This window comes from Nitrospirae bacterium CG2_30_53_67, from assembly GCA_001873285.1.
Taxonomy (GTDB): domain Bacteria; phylum CG2-30-53-67; class CG2-30-53-67; order CG2-30-53-67; family CG2-30-53-67; genus CG2-30-53-67.
This window is the reverse complement of the sequence record MNYV01000038.1, coordinates 1-14,512: the sequence shown is the minus strand read 5'-3', so window position 1 is coordinate 14,512 and position 14,512 is coordinate 1. Positions and strand designations below refer to the sequence as shown.

14 protein-coding genes are annotated in these 14,512 nt (G+C 59.2%); all 14 read right to left on the bottom strand.

Annotated elements, in window-relative coordinates; genetic code table 11:
- Positions 1–2,364 (bottom strand): hypothetical protein (locus tag AUK29_02260; protein OIP65712.1); only part of this gene is annotated, 2,364 nt, incomplete at its 3' end.
- Positions 2,365–2,655: 291 nt separating this feature from the next.
- The gene (locus tag AUK29_02255; GenBank protein OIP65711.1) at positions 2,656–3,765 is read right to left on the bottom strand and encodes a hypothetical protein; all 1,110 of its coding nucleotides are present in this window, start codon (positions 3,763–3,765) and stop codon (positions 2,656–2,658) included.
- Positions 3,766–3,857: 92 nt separating this feature from the next.
- On the bottom strand, positions 3,858–5,150 hold the full coding sequence (locus AUK29_02250) for a hypothetical protein (GenBank protein ID OIP65710.1): 1,293 nt from the start codon (positions 5,148–5,150) through the stop codon (positions 3,858–3,860).
- 26 nt (positions 5,151–5,176) lie between these two features.
- Positions 5,177–5,503 (bottom strand): transcriptional regulator, encoded by a 327-nt coding sequence (locus AUK29_02245; protein ID OIP65714.1) that lies wholly within the window; start codon positions 5,501–5,503, stop codon positions 5,177–5,179.
- A gap of 382 nt (positions 5,504–5,885) precedes the next feature.
- The gene (locus AUK29_02240) at positions 5,886–6,374 is read right to left on the bottom strand and encodes a hypothetical protein (GenBank protein OIP65709.1); all 489 of its coding nucleotides are present in this window, start codon (positions 6,372–6,374) and stop codon (positions 5,886–5,888) included.
- 28 nt (positions 6,375–6,402) lie between these two features.
- Positions 6,403–7,092: a cytochrome C biogenesis protein gene (locus tag AUK29_02235; protein ID OIP65708.1), complete on the bottom strand. Its 690-nt coding sequence runs from the start codon at positions 7,090–7,092 to the stop codon at positions 6,403–6,405.
- Positions 7,092–7,616: a hypothetical protein gene (locus tag AUK29_02230; protein ID OIP65707.1), complete on the bottom strand. Its 525-nt coding sequence runs from the start codon at positions 7,614–7,616 to the stop codon at positions 7,092–7,094. The genes AUK29_02235 and AUK29_02230 overlap by 1 nt, the downstream gene beginning before the upstream one ends.
- A 21-nt stretch (positions 7,617–7,637) precedes the next feature.
- Positions 7,638–7,871, bottom strand: a complete 234-nt coding sequence (locus AUK29_02225; GenBank protein ID OIP65706.1) for a hypothetical protein — start codon at positions 7,869–7,871, stop codon at positions 7,638–7,640.
- Between the two features lie 191 nt (positions 7,872–8,062).
- On the bottom strand, positions 8,063–8,581 hold the full coding sequence (locus AUK29_02220) for a hypothetical protein (GenBank protein OIP65713.1): 519 nt from the start codon (positions 8,579–8,581) through the stop codon (positions 8,063–8,065).
- A gap of 280 nt (positions 8,582–8,861) precedes the next feature.
- Positions 8,862–10,163: a hypothetical protein gene (locus AUK29_02215; GenBank protein OIP65705.1), complete on the bottom strand. Its 1,302-nt coding sequence runs from the start codon at positions 10,161–10,163 to the stop codon at positions 8,862–8,864.
- Between the two features lie 31 nt (positions 10,164–10,194).
- A complete protein-coding gene (locus AUK29_02210) occupies positions 10,195–12,129 on the bottom strand; it encodes a copper-translocating P-type ATPase (protein OIP65704.1) in 1,935 nt (644 codons plus the stop codon).
- A gap of 372 nt (positions 12,130–12,501) precedes the next feature.
- On the bottom strand, positions 12,502–13,578 hold the full coding sequence (locus AUK29_02205) for a hypothetical protein (protein OIP65703.1): 1,077 nt from the start codon (positions 13,576–13,578) through the stop codon (positions 12,502–12,504).
- Positions 13,579–13,609: 31 nt separating this feature from the next.
- Positions 13,610–14,053, bottom strand: a complete 444-nt coding sequence (locus AUK29_02200; GenBank protein ID OIP65702.1) for an arsenate reductase — start codon at positions 14,051–14,053, stop codon at positions 13,610–13,612.
- On the bottom strand, positions 14,029–14,394 hold the full coding sequence (locus AUK29_02195) for a hypothetical protein (GenBank protein ID OIP65701.1): 366 nt from the start codon (positions 14,392–14,394) through the stop codon (positions 14,029–14,031). The genes AUK29_02200 and AUK29_02195 overlap by 25 nt, the downstream gene beginning before the upstream one ends.
- Positions 14,395–14,512 lie beyond the last annotated feature (118 nt).

The following is a 14,512-nucleotide window of genomic DNA, read 5'->3' as shown; positions in this document are numbered from 1 at the left end:
TAGCGCGGAAAGACTGTCCCTGGCCCCTTCAGGATAACGGACCCGGATCAGGTAGCCGTCCTCACCCGGGACCCGCAGGACCGAGGCCGGACCGCCTTTGAGGGCCTCTGTGAGCTGGCGGCTGATCTCCAGGGGACCTACGCCGTACCGGCTCGATTTTTCCACGTTGATGGTCAGGAGGAGTTGCCGCTTGTCCAGGGTCCAGGAGCGCGTCACCGTGGTCAGGCCCCGAACCTTCCGGAGCCTCTCCGCCGCCTGATCGGCCAGGGCGTCCAGCACCTTGGGATCGGGGCCGGAGATCATCACGTCCACGGGCGCGCTGATCGAGGAGAGGGGCGTGGCCCCGAAATCATAGACGTCCAGGGACTTGAGTCCGGGGATTCCGGCGGCCTGTTTACGGATATCCTCCTCCAACTGCCAGATGGTCTTGTCCCGGTGAAAGCGATCCACGAAGTGCACGGTCATGAGCCCCTGCTGCGGGATCCGTCCGGTACCGAAGCTGATGACGCCGATCTCGGATCCCACGGTCGTGGAGATATTCTCCATCCCCGGCATCTTTTTCAGAATGGCCTCGATCTTTTCCGCGGCCGCCTCGGTCGCGGGCAGGGAGGCGTCGGATTCAGTCTCAAAGGCGATCTTGATGATCCCCGTGTCCATGGGCGGCATCAGGTCCCGTCCGGCAAGGGGTATCTGCTTCATGCTGACCACGAAGAGGACGATGATGGGGAGGATAAAGAGGATTTTGTGCCGCAGGGCCGTATGGATCAGGCCGGCGAAAAAATTCCGGATCGGGTCCACCACGAAACGTCCGAAGAGCGCCGTGACCCGTTCCAGCCGGGTCTTCTCGGATGAGGCCCGCACCAGGTAAGGGGCCAGAAGGGGGATCACCGTCACCGAGACGATGTAGCTGGAAAGGAGGGCGAGGGAGAGGACCACCGTGAACTGCCTCAGGATCTTCTGGACGTAGCCGCCGCTGAACATGATCGGCACCAGCACGATCACCGTGGTAAAGGTGCCGGCCCAGTCGGCCAGGAGGATTTCGTTGAGGCCGTCCACCACGGCCTTGTAGATCGGCTTTCCCAACTGGTGGAAGTGCCGCTCGATATTCTCGATCACCACAATGGCATCATCCAGGAGGAGTCCCACGGCCACGATCACTGCGGTCAGGGTGACGATGTTCAGCTCGTAGCCGAAGAGATACATGGCCGCAAAGGTGAGAAAATAGGTAAAGGGGATGGAGATGGCCGCGAGGATCGAGATCCGGGTGCTGGCGAGGATCAGGAAGATCACGGCCAGGGTCATGATGACGGCATCCCGCAGGGCGTCGACCATGTTCGACACGCTGGTACGGATGATGGTCCGCTGGGTGTCGGCCGTTTCCATGGAGAGTTCCGGATATTTTGCCTGAATCTCGGGCAGGGCGTTCTCCACCGCGGCGATGGTGGTGGTGACATGACCCTTCTCCGGCCGCATGATGTTCAGACCGATCGCAGATCTCCCGTTCCCTCGGTAGAGGGACTGCCGTTCCTGGTAGGAGGTCAAGACCGCGGCCACGTCCCGCAGGTGGACCTCGCCCCCGGCCTCATGACCGACCACGATCTCTTCGAGCTCGGCCTTGCGGAGCCGCTCCCCCTCGGTCTTGACCAGGAACTGGCTCCCCCTCCGGATGATGAGCCCGTTGGGGATGTTCAGATTCTGGGCGCGGATGGATAGAAGCACCTCCTCGAGAGAGAGACCGTGGGCATGGAGTCTCCTCGGATCGATCTCCACCGTAACCTCCGGGAAGTAGCCGCCGAAGATCTCGACGTTGGCCACATCCGGAATCCGGAGGAAGTCCTCTCGGATCTCGTTGTCGGCCAATTGCCGCACCTTCGAAAGGTCGAGATGGCTGCCCGGACGGGGGCTCAGGGCCAGGGTGAAGACCGGCGAGGTCGCGTCGCTTACCCGAAAGATCTCCGGGGGGAGGATGTCCTGCGGAAGCCTGGAGGCGATACGCTGAAGGACATTGGCCACGTCCGTGGCCGCGGCGTCCAGGCCCTTCTCGTATTGGAATTCCACACTCACCGCTGCGATCTCATCCTGGCTCACCGAACGCACCTTGCGGACCAGGTCCACGGTGGCCAGTTCCTTCTCCACGGTCCGGGTCACCTTGTCTTCCACGTCCTCGGCCGAGGCCCCGGGTTCGGGGATGACGACCGAGATCACCGGGTAGTTCGCGTCGGGAAAGAGGTTGAGAGGCATGGACTTGAACCCGATGAATCCCATGGCCACGGCCAGCAGGATGATGGAGGTGATGAGGTGCGGCCGTTCGAGATAGGCCTCGATGAAGCTCTTCTTCTTTTTGGTATTCTCCGGGTCCGTCATGATTTCGCCTTCTAATTAGCATTTAGGTAACCCCCCCGGCTCTGCCGGGGGACTCTTAGAGTTTAGCCATTCCGGGAGTATGCAGTTAACCGAAATGCTTTACCCCTCACCCTTGCCCTCTCCCACAAGGGGAGAGGGAACTGCCATTGGGCCTCCCCTCCCTGGATGGGAGGGTGTTTTTAACCGTTTGCGAATAGGCCCCTTTGAGGGGCCGGCAAACGTCAAGCCTCCGGCTTTGCCGGAGGTTGATGACTGTAAGGTTTTCATTTCGATGGACGCTTCACGAAGCCGTTAAATCTCGTCTCCCACGACCCGTACCTTCTCCCCCTCGTGCAGTCTCAGCAGAGCGCTCTCCTGTGCCGTCACCACACGAGCCTTGTCCGGGATCTTGCCGCGGACCACGGCCCATTCCGGCCCCCGGGAAAGGAGCGATACCTTTTCGATGTGGATGGTTTCATCGTCGTTGATCAGATAGAGATAGACCGCATCCGTGTTTTCCAGCAGGGCGCCCGTGGGTACCCGCCACCCTTCGTCCCTTCCGGTCACAAGATCCACGTCAAGGGTGGCCCCGGTCGGGAGGTCAAAGGGCCTGGTTTTGATGTCGATCTCTACAATGATCAGGGTCCCCTGACGCACCGCCGGGTGGACCCGGCTGACACGGCAGGGAATGCTCCCCTCCCCTCCGGATCCGCCGGACAAGAACGCCTCTCCTCCGGCCCTGAGTTTGGGAAAGAGGTCTTGCGGCACATTGACCGATACGAAATAGCCGAGGTCCGGCGCTTCCATCGCGAGGACCGGTTTTCCGGGCACGGCGAGGCCGCCGGGATCGGCGAGCCGTGTTGTAACCACCCCGTCAAAAGGGGCGATGATCCGGGTATAGGAGAGGTCGGTCTCCGCGGCATGGAGCGCCTTTTCCAGACTGGTCATCCGGGCCAGGGCCGCGTCCCGCTCCGTGAGGGAATGGTCCAGGGCCTCCTGACTGACGGCCTTGGCCGCGAACAAGCTCTGGTCCCGCTGGTAGACCGCCTCCTGTGCGGCCAGTGCGGTTCGGGCTGCAGCGAGATCGGCCCTGAGTCCCGCGGCCTTGTCCCTCTCGGGCCGGTCATCTAAGAGAGCGAGGAGGTCTCCTTTTTGAACCGTTGCACCCTCCCGCACCCGCACCTCTACGAGATGGCCCGTCACCCTGGGGGCGAGGTCCGTGGAATTCTTTGCCGACAGCGTTCCCAGAAACCGTTGGGTTTCAGGAAATGTCCCCTGCATGGCCTGGGCCGCCTCCACGGCAGGGACGACTTCCACGGGCGTGGGCGCCTGGGCGAGTTGGGACTTCTTGTGCATGATGATGAGGATTCCTGCCAGAATCAGCAGGAGAACCGCGGCGATCCCGATGATTTTCTTCTTCATGATCCCGTCCTTTTTTATTACGAAGTATTGTCAAAATATAACCACAGAGCGCACAGAGAAAAGCCTTTACCGACACAAAGGCGCCAAAAAAACTATTCATCAATGGTTCCCGCTGCGAGCCGGTAGTCCACGGCCGCCTTCTGCATGTCAAAAAGGGCGGAGAGTTCATTGGCCCGGGCCGCAAGCCAGGCCCCCTGGGCCAGGAGGCTGTCGGTGACGGTGCCTGCTCCCTTTCGGTAGCGGAGATCTTCGATCCGGAATGTCTCCTCGGCCGTGGCTCGTGCGGACGCGGCCACCTCGAAACGGTGTCCGGACTCCCGCACATTGGATACGGCATGCATGACCTCGGTACTGGCGTTCAGCCTCGTCTGCCGCAGATCTTCCTCGGCGGCGACAAGTCGCGCCTTGGCCTGCCCGACTTCCGCTGCAATGGCGCCCCCGCTGAAGAGATTCAGATTCATGGCGACTCCCCCGGACCAGACCTCTTCGTCCCCCTCGCCGCTGCTTCCGGCCCTTTTACCGTAGTCTCCGACCAAGTCCACGGAAGGAAGATGAAGTCCTTTTGCAAGTTCCAGATCGGCCTCGGCTTTTTTGGCCTCTCGGATCGCCCTTTGAACATCCGGACGGTTCTCGATGATTGCTTCCGCCTTGACGCCTTCGGCTGGAACGGTCCCCGGATCAGGGGGCGAAAGCGTGCCCACGGCCTCGGGCTCCCGGGACGGGTCCCACCCCAGAAGCAGGGCCAGGGTCTGTCTCGAGCGCCTCTCATCTTCGCGGCTCTGGATCAGGGCCTGTTTCTGTTCGGCCGCCTGGGTCTCCATGCGCATCAGGTCCACCGGCGCAATTCGTCCCACCTTGAGCTTGACCGCGGCATCATCTCTGGACTTTTCCAGGGCGGAAAGCGTCTCCTCTTCCGCCGCAATCAATCCGTTGAGATAGAGGATACGGTTAAAGACATTGGTCACATCGGCAATCAGGTCCTGGGTCGTGAGCCTGAGCCCTGATTCGGAGATGGCCCTGGAAAGTCCGGCCACGGTCACTTGATTTTTTAGCCGCCCGCCTTCATAGAGGGGGATCCGAAAGGTCACGCCTGCTCCGTATTGATCTCGGCTGAAGACCGGGGGCTCCCCGCCGAAACTCTTGATGGGGATGACCGCTTGGGGATCGCTCAACCTCGTGGCCCGGGCATACAGGTTGACCTGGGGAAGCCTTCTTCCCTGGGCGGCCCTCCTGCCCTGCCTCGCGGCCTCAACGTCACTGCGGCTCGAGGCGATCAGGGGGCTCTGGGTAAGGGCGGCATCGAGGGCCTGATCCAGGGTCAGGGTCTCCCCGGCGTCGGAGGTGACCGGATGCAGGAGGATCAGGCAGGACAGGACGGCAAGCATAGGTCGTGACATACGGAGACTCCCTCTCATGATTTCACTTTCAATCGCTTCAGCATACGAGCCGAGGTCGTGATTTCATTCTTGACGATCTCCTGGGCCAGATCGAGGATTTGGAATACTTCGGGATGGCGAACGCTGTAGTAGTTGCTTGCCCCTTCTTTGCGCAGGTCCACGATCCCGGCATGTCTTAAGAAAGCAAGATGCTTGGAAAGATTGGACTGCTCTTCTTTGAGAACGGGGATGATCTCGCAGACGCACCGCTCCCCCTGTCTGAGAAGTTCCAGGATCTGCATCCGGGTCGGTTGGGAAACCGCCTTTAGAACCATAGCCTTACGGACCACGATATCCTGCATGTTCTCTCCTTTTGCAATATTTTTATATGAATATTTACTCATATTCTCCATTTGTCAAGACCTTTGCATCATTTTTTTGCTATTGCGGACCTGCCTGCTGCATGTGCCGCCCCTCACGCCCCATCCCGGTCCTTATGATCAGATGAGAAGGGCAACGGGATGTTGCTCTCTACAGAGAAGCCCGAGGATAAATGGAACCCTGTTAATGAATCCTAGAGGAACCGGCCCCAGAGGAGTTTTACAGATGCGCCCAGGAGGACGAGGCTTCCATTTTCATGTCGCTTTTTCGTTCTGATCTTTATCATTTCAACAACTCCTTCGCCATGACATCGAAATCAAATTCACCGCTGAAGGGTATCGACGGATTTCCCATATGCAGTCTTCAACACCCTGAGAGGATTACGCCCGCCGAGGAGAGGGTATCCCCGATAACGTGCAGCCAGGCGCTCCGGACATTCAGGTCGTGATGGGCGTCTCCGAGAATCCACGCCATCATCAGGTTGCCCGCAAACCCGGCCGCGGCGATACCCAGCATGAGAGTGGAATCCACTTCCGGCGGTGATCCAAGACGCCTGTAGGCCTCCACGAAGATGAAGGCCGCAATTAGGACCAGACTGACACCGTTAATCAGGGCCGCGAGGATCCCGATCCTCTGGTAGCCGAAGGTGGCCCTGTGGTCCGGGGCCCGGCGCATGATCATCCCTGCCGTCAGACTCAGAGCGAGCGACAAACCGTCAATGAGAACGTGGCCGGCGTCACTCAGGAGGGCAAGGCTGCGGCTCATGATCCCCCCGATCACCTCTCCGACGAGAATGATCAGGGTAATCATGAATGCCCGGAAGAGTCTATTTGTCAGTGCCGTCCCTTTCATTTCGTACCTGCCGTTCCATCCGCCGTCACTACAGGACGACAAAGATGTAGCTTAATGAATAATAGATCCCCACCCCGATGAAGATCACCCCCGTGATCCGACGCGCCCAGACCTCGATCCGGGTGATCCGGTCGAAGATCCTACTCACGGACCGCGCTCCCTGGGCGATGAGGATCGCGAAGACCAAGACCGGAAGGCCGGTGCCCATGCCGTAGAGGCCGGGCAAAATCATGCCGGATCCGTACTTGATCGAGAGGGGGATCAGGCTCCCGAAGAAGAGGGCCGCGGAGACCGGGCAGAAAGAGAGGGCGAAGACGGCCCCGAGGAGGCCCGCTCCCCAGAGTCCTGACGTGTCGATCCGCTTCTGCATCTTGAGCGCCATGCCTGCGCCGCCCACATTCAACTGTATCAGCTCCAGCAGGGCCATGCCCACCAGGATCAGGATCGGCCCCAGGAGCTTGTTCATATACTTCTGGAGCCAGTGGGAGAGGATCGGCGCCGAAAGCAGGCTTGAGACCAGGAGCAGACCCAGGACCATGTAGGTGAGCGCCCGGCCCAGGGAATAGACCACGCCCGCCGCAAGGACCCGGCGGGGCCTGCCGATCTGCTTTCCCACATAGGAGACCGCGGCAATGTTGGTCGCGAGGGGACAGGGGCTGAGTGAGGTGAGGACCCCCAGCCACAGGGCGCTCGCGCTCCCCAAAAAGATACCGTTCATCAGTCAGATCCCAGGAGATAGGCTCGGGTCTCCTCCTGCACGTAGGAGAAGAAGGCCTCCTTGTCACCGGCCAGATCCCATATCTTTTGGAGGTTTTTCCACCGTGTCTGCTCCCCGTTTTTCACCTCCGACACGATCAGGGACTTGGTCCTGAGCTCATAGTCCCGGACATAGTGTTCGTTTTCCCGTTCATCCACATTGATCACGCGCCATTCCAGGCGTCCCGAGGCGAGCTCCCCGGGAAATGCGCTCATCAGGGACTCCCCGGCGTAGGCCTCGAACTTCCGGCACGTGGGACAGCGCATGGTCCCGTGGAAGTAATAGACCACCACCCGGTCCGGTATTTCGGGACGATCCTGTAATGTGCCCGGAGCATCGGCCGAAGGCACGGTCTCTTTGACAGGATCCCTGTTCGCAGCCTGTCCGTTATTCGGGTTCCGGGCGACCTCCCCCGCTGCCAGATAGACCAGGCTCCCGGCCACGAAGAGTAAAAGCAGTGTAGTAATGATCCTCTTGGTACTCATATCACTCCCCTTTGACTGGGTTTACTGAAGCACTTCCCTGATTTCGCCTACGGTCGCGACCTTGCCCGAGATCTTGACCTCCCCGTCCACCACCAGGGCCGGGGTCATCATGACGCCGAACCCCATAATGACCTTGATGTCCGAGACCTTTTCGATCTCATACTCCAGGCCGAGTTCCTCCGCGGCCTGACGGGTGTTGGCCTCGAGCTTCTTGCAGTTGGGGCACCCAGGCCCGAGAATCTGAAACTTTTTCATGATTTATTCCTCCTTTGAAATACGTATTGTGAAAGATATAACCAGAGTACACAGAGAAAAGCCTTTACCGCCACAAAGGCGCCAAAAAAACTATTCAGCCACGAATGGGCACAAATAAATAACAACCGTTTCTTTGTGTAGATTTGTGTTCATTCGTGGCAAATCCGATCAATCCACCGGCTTCCTCCCACCTACACCCCCAATCCAGCGCAGATCTCAAGGAGCGCATCTTTGAACCGCTGAAACTCCCCCTCAAAAACGGGCGTGCAGAGTGAGACAGGAAGCTCTCCGGCATGCACTTTCACCGCGAAGGCCAGACACGTGGCCTCGCCGCAGGACCGGCAGTTGGTCCGGGGGAGCCGCTTGTAGATCTCCAGGGCAGGGGGCTTTTTCCGCATCTCGTAGGAGGGTTCGATCTCGTGGCGCCGGGCCCAGGTCTCGTTCACGCGTCGACTGATCATCTCCAACACGCGCCAGGCATCCACGATCTCGTCGGCCTTGGCCACGGCGATCCCCCTCGGTGTGAGGCAGATCATCCGGTAGTCTTCCATGAAGGTCAGCGTCTGGCCCTGGGGATTGTAGAAGACCTCCTTCATCTCAGTGTTCAGATAGGGGAAGACCGCGCCCATGTCGCCCGAGACATCGGCGAGGATACGGATCTTGGTCGGGTCCGCCACACAGGGTGCAAGAAGTGTGATCGCGGCTCGGATAAAAGGCTGCTCCGCGAATCGGGGCGGATCTTCCCCCGGTATCGGGATCTTCGATGGACGGTGCTCCACCCATCCGGAACAGGGGATCTCCACGCCGGCCCGCCGGAAAAGGGCCATCCGGGTCTCCCCGTCCATGACCAGGGCGGGCTCCCCCACCAGGGCATACCCGGGCGCAGGAGAGATCAGCTCATAGGCAAGACCCAAGGCATCGAGCCTCCCTTTCATCTCCCGAAATTCTTTTTCCGACTGAAAGGTCGCGGCCATCTTCATGGGAGATCCCTCATCCGAAAACGCTGCCGTAGACCATTCCCGTGAAGGTGGCCATGATCACCACCAGGGAGACAAAGACCACGGTCTTTTGGGTTCCAAGTATGCTTCGGATCACGAGCATGTTCGGAAGACTCAGCGCCGGTCCCGCGAGCAGAAGGGCCAGGGCCGGTCCCTGCCCCATGCCGTTCCCCAGGAGCCCCTCGAGGATCGGCACCTCGGTCAGGGTGGCGAAATACATGAAGGTCCCGACAAAGGAGGCGAAAAAATTGGAGGCAAAGGAGTTGCCTCCCACGGCCCGGCTCACCCACTCAGACGGGATCAACCCTTCATGGCCCGGTCTTCCGAGCAGGGCGCCCGCGATCAGCACCCCGATCAGGAGAAGGGGCAGGATCTGCTTGGCAAATCCCCATGAGGCCTGGAACCACTCGCCCCCTTCACCCGGATCCCGGGCCGTGATCACCGAGAGTCCCAAGACCCCGGCCACAAAAGGAATCATGGACTCATGAGGGACCAGGAATGCCAGGACCGCGGCAGGCAGGGAGGCAAGCAGCACGGTTCGGGCCTTAAACCCGAACCAGATGACCAGGATCAGGGCCAGCAGTACTGAGAAGAGAGAGGTGATGGCCCACCTGTCCGCGTAGATCGCATGCCAGAGGCCGGTCGTCTCATCGGGTCTTCCCCAGTTGGCAAAGACCAAAATCCCGACCATAACTGCGAAGTAGAGGGCGTTCTGGTAGAGGGGCCGCGCCGGCTCGCCATCGGGCATGACCGCCTCGGCCCCGGCCTTTTCCAGCTCTTCCCCTCGGAAAATGAGGTGCATGAAAAGGCCGATGATCACGCTGAAGAGGATCGCTCCCACGGCGCGCGCTACGCCCAGATGGATTCCCAAAACCCGGGCCGTGAGTACGATGGCCAGGACATTGATGGCCGGCCCCGAATAGAGGAAGGCCGTGGCCGGCCCGAGCCCCGCTCCCATGCGGTAGATCCCGGCAAAAAGGGGAAGGACCGTGCAGGAGCAGACAGCGAGGATCGTGCCCGAGACAGAAGCCACGCCGTAAGCCAGAACCTTGTTGGCCCGGGCCCCCAGGTACCGGATCACCGAGGCCTGGCTCACAAAGACACCGATCGCGCCCGCAATGAAAAAGGCGGGGACCAGGCAGAGAAGCACGTGTTCCCGGGCATACCACTTGGCCAGATAAAACGCTTCGGTCACGGAGTGATCGAAACGCTCAGAGCCCACGGGCAGGTAGTAGAAGCCGAGAAACACGGCGACAATCAGCGCAAGTATCCTTCCTTCCTGTTTCCAATCCATGACGCGCTCCTTTGCTGCGGACCCTACTGAATCATACAGCCTCGGTGCGGGAGCCCCCGGTCCCATCCGGCCTGGCCCAGAGAAGCAGGGTGGAGCTCATGACCACGGTAATGCACCCGCCTTCCTGAAAGATCACCGCCAGGACCGGGGTGAGCAGGCCTATGCTTCCGAGAGTAAGCCCGATAACATTGTAGATAATTGAAAAGAAGATGTTCATCTTGATCCGCCGGATCACCTTTTTGGACATCCAAATGAATTCCGCGACCCGGGAGAGGTCATCGGTCATGAGGGTCACATCCGCGGTATCAATGGCCACGTCCGTGCCCCCGGCGCCCATGGCGATCCCCACATCGGCCAGGGCCAGCGCCGGGGCGTCGTTGATCCCGTCTCCGATCATCCCGACCTTCTGCCCCTCGCTCTGGAGACGCTTGACATACTCCTGCTTCTGCTCCGGCAGAAGCCCGGCCCGGAAATCATCCACACCAATCTCGGCAGCCACGGCCCTGGCCACCCGCGGGTTATCCCCTGTGAGCATGGTGATGTTGCGGATGCCCATGGCCTTCAAGGAAACGATGGACTGTACGGTCTCCGGACGGATCTCGTCGGCAACGGAGATCAGCCCCATGGGATGTGCATTGTCGGCCACCAGGATCACGGTCCTCCCCAGTTCCACATGGTGGGAAATTAGCGAGGCGATCTCTTCTCCCAGGGCAATCCCTTTCCCCTGCAGGAACTCACGGTTCCCGACCAGAAGATCCTTGCCTGCCCAGTGCGCTGTGACGCCCCTTCCGCTTTCAACCCTGAATTTCTCAGGGTCGGGGACCTGGATCTTCTCCTCTCTGGCCCTGTCAAGCACGGCGCGGGCCAGCGGATGTTCCGAGTATTTTTCGGCGATGGATGCGAGCCGGAGCACATCTTCTTTGAGCACCCCGTTCAAGGCCACAACCTCCATGACCCTGGGCCTTCCGAGGGTGAAGGTCCCGGTCTTGTCCACGAGAAGGGTCTCGATCTTTCCGGCCAGCTCCAGAAAGATGCCGCCCTTGATCAGCACGGCACGCCGGGCCATGTTGGCGATCCCCGCGGTCACGGCCGTGGGCGTGGCAATGGCAAAGGCGCACGGGCAGGCCACGAGCAGGATCGAGACCGAGACCTTGATGTCCCCGGAGGTGAAAAAGCCGATCACCGCGAGCACGAGCACCGTGGGTAGGAACCAGACCGTGAACCGGTCGGCCATGTTCTGGATCGGGGCACGGGTCCTCTGCGCCTCTTCCACCAGATGCACGATCCGGGCCAGGGTGGTGTCCTCGCCGGTCTTGGTGGTCTCGATCTCAAGACGGCCTGCCTCGTTCAGGGAACCGGAGAAAACCTCGCTCCCGATGAATTTCTCCACGGGCATGGATTCCCCGGTGATGGGGGCCTGATTCACACTGCTTGCCCCTGCCGTCACCATCCCGTCCACGGGGATCCGTTCCCCGGGCCGTACGATGACGATGTCCCCGACCCGGACCTCGCTCGCGGGCATGGAGATCTCCTCATCCCCGCGGCGGACCGTGGCCATTCTCGGTGCGAGATCGAGCAGGTTCCGGATGTGCAGCCGGTTCTTGTCCAGGGTGTAGGCCTCGAGCGCCCCGGAGACCGACATGATGAAGACGATCAGGGCCGCGGCCCGGAATTCTCCGATGGCGATCGTTGCCGTCAGGGCCACGGCCACAAAGACATTCACGGTGATCCGACGTTTCAGGATATCCCCGAAGCCCTCAACAAACCGGGTGTAGCCGCCGAACAGGGCCGCGGTCAGGGCGATCCCCTTGTGCCAGAAGGGATGCCCGATCTCCCAGAAATCCAGCGCCCAACTGATCAGGATCAGGATCCCGACCATCGCCGGGATAAAGGCAAGAACGGCAATCTCCCGGAACCGGACAGATGTATCCCTATGATTTTCATTCTTCACGTCAGAATGCTCCATTAATAACCCAACCCAGACAAACTCGAACCCGTTTGCCACGAAGACACGAAGGCACGAAAAAACTTATGGGTCTTCGCGCAATTGTGTGGGTACATTTTGAAACACACCATGTCATTCCCCGACTGGATCGGGGAATCCAGATATTAAATCCTCATACAAATCTTTCCAATCCGGATTCGACTTTTCAATTTTACTTTTTTACTTTGTCTGTTCTCTTTTTTTTGTTTTCGGCTTTTTTTTCACCTTCTTCTTTTGCCGGCCCGCAGCAGCTTGACCCCGGCCCGCAGCATCCGCCGCTCCTGGTCATGGACTCCTTGATGAAAGCAAACAACCCTCTTTTCTTTTTTACTTCTTCCATACTTTTCTCCTTTGTTAGATATCGGCCGCTTCCACAGATTCAGAACGGCCATTGAAAAGTGCATGTTCTGTTTTTCTCGCAAACCAGACCAGGACCAGCATGACCGGCACCTCGATCAGCGGGCCGATGACCGTGGCGAGTGCCACGGTCGGATTGAACGCGGTGATCGCAATGGCGATGGCGATCTCGAAATCTCTTCCCGTGGCGTTGAACCCCACGGCCACGGCATCCTTGTAATTGAGCCCCAGTTTCCACCCCGTAAGATAAACGACCACGAACATGATCCAGAAGAAGATCGTCATGGGAATGGCCATCTGGACGATGAGGAACGGTTTTTCAAGAATAAGATCGCCCTTAAGGGCGAACATGACAATTAAGGTAAATAAGAGCCCGATAATTGAAAGGGTATCCAGATAAAACTTGAGATTATGGAACCATTCCTCGCCGAAGCGCTTCACGCCGAGGAACCTCGTAAGCATTCCCGCGACAAGAGGGATGCCGAGATAGAGCAGCACGCTCTCTCCCACCACCCACACATCGAAATGAATCTCTCCGAGGAGCAGCTTTGCATAGACGGGGATCAGCAGCATCTGAATGATGGAGTTCAGCGCCACGAGGATGATGGCCAGAGGACCGTTACCCGCCGAGAGATAGGTGAAGACGATCACCATCGCGATGCAGGGGGCGAGCCCGTACAGCACGAGCCCTGTGTACAGGTCTGGCTCGCCGCTTAAAAATATCTTTGCAAGCAGCAGCATGAAGAATGGGGCGACAGCATAGTTAAAGAATACCACGATCAGGAGCTGTTTCGGCGAGCGTGTTGCCTTACCCAGGTCCTCGAATTTTATGTTCGCCATTGCGGGGTACATCATCATGAAGAGCCCGATGACCACGCCGAGGGCAAGGGTATTTCCTATGCTGAATTCGTAAGTCCCGTGAAAGATGGATTTAATCGCATCGATCGGCGGGGTGAGTTGGAAGTTGGAGATCCCGTACCATTTGCCGATAGCGATCCCGATCACCATGCTGACGATGACGAATACCGGGAGCAGCCGGAAGTTGTGAATTTTCTCAAAAACCTTTCGGAACATGGGCGCCTCCTATCATCATGTTTCAACAAAACTACCGTCCCAGGACATCAGGCAGGGTTTTCACAAACTCCATGATCTCATCCCGCACGCGGCGGTAATGGGCCAGGGCTTCCTCCTCGGTCCGGGCCCCTTGGGCCAGTCTGGGGGGGTCATCAAAGCTGCGATGGATGATTTTCGCATTTCCCGGAAAAAGCGGGCAGCTCTCCCGGGCTTGGTCGCAGACCGTGATCACAAAATCGAACTTGAGATCCTTGAGTTCGCTCACGTGCTTGGAGCGGTGACGGGAGATGTCCACGCCCGCCTCGGCCATGACGGCCACGGCCCTGGGATTCAACCCGTGTATTTCGATCCCCGCCGAATAGGGCTCAATCCGATCACTGAGGAAGCGCCGGGCCCACCCTTCGGCCATCTGGCTGCGGCAGGAGTTCCCCGTGCAGAGGAAGAGGACCTTCAGCTTTTTTGCTGGAGCCTGCATACGGTCTCCGGATCCATTTTCAGGATTTGCTTCAAGTGTTTGGCGTCATCCCGGATCTTCTGATCCTTTGCCACGGTATTGCAGATCCATTCGATGGCGGCCCGCGCCGATGACGGCGCCTCATCTCCGGCCAGACTGTAATGTATCCAGCGGCCGTCTTTGCGGCACTCCACGAGGCGGGCCTGCCTTAGGATCTGCATATGTTTTGAGACCGTAGAGGGCGCCAACCTTAGAAGTTCTATGATCTGGCAGACACAGAGCTCCCGCCCGCGAAGCGCCGCAAGCGCCCGGACCCGGTTCTCATCGGACAGGGCCCTTGTGATGTCCATGAAGTTCCGCATTACCGTCTCCTATAATTCGCCAGATAACGAATTATTACACGCTTTTATTCCGCAGGTCAAGCCTTTTTTCTTCGCCTTTTTCTTCTTCGATTCTTAAGGTTGGTCGTGATTCTTTCTG